The sequence below is a fragment of the Bacillus sp. AFS001701 genome, assembly GCF_002559405.1.
Taxonomy (GTDB): Bacteria; Bacillota; Bacilli; order Bacillales; family Bacillaceae_G; genus Gottfriedia.
Window position 1 is genome coordinate 1 of record NZ_NTZO01000753.1, and the last position, 667, is coordinate 667.

Below are 667 nucleotides of genomic sequence, written 5' to 3' on the forward strand. Positions count from 1 at the left end.
TTTCAGCTTGTTTTTTTAAGTTTTTCCAAAATCCTTGTCTAGACATTCTATTTCCATGATGATTTAAGAAAAATGCATCATTATTTTTTTTACCTTTTAATTCATTTCTTGCTAATTTTAAATAATTTTCAATTGATTCAATCGCAAGCTTACCTAAAGGAATAATTCGTTCTTTACTTCCTTTACCTAAGCATCGCACAAATCCCATTGTTAAATTAATGTCCGATAGATTTAATGATAATAACTCTGACACACGCATGCCAGTAGCATATAACAATTCTAACATTGCCTTATCTCTTAAACCAAATGTAGAGTGGTCAGGTACTTCTAATAAAGCCTCTACTTCCTGTAGTGATAAAACCTTTGGAAGTACTTTTGGCGCTTTTGGAATTTCTATTAATAGTGAAGGATCATCTTTCATCCCATCAACCTCACGAATTAAAAATTGATGAAATGAGCGAATTGTTGCTAATTGACGAGCCATTGTTCGAGCTGTTAAATCTCTTTCTTTTAAATATTTTAAATAACTAATAATATGTAATCTAGTTATATTTGAGAGACCATTTATATTTTCAACAACGTCCAAATATTTTCCGTAGCTTTCTAAATCTTTACCATATGATAGAATTGTATTTTTAGATAAACCTTTTTCAACTTGGATAAAATG

General features: G+C 29.5%; 1 protein-coding gene. It reads right to left on the minus strand.

Features of this window, described 5'->3' with window-relative positions; all coding sequences use genetic code 11:
* Window positions 1-667 (minus strand): tyrosine-type recombinase/integrase (locus CN514_RS25005; protein WP_286141837.1); only part of this gene is annotated, 667 nt, incomplete at both ends.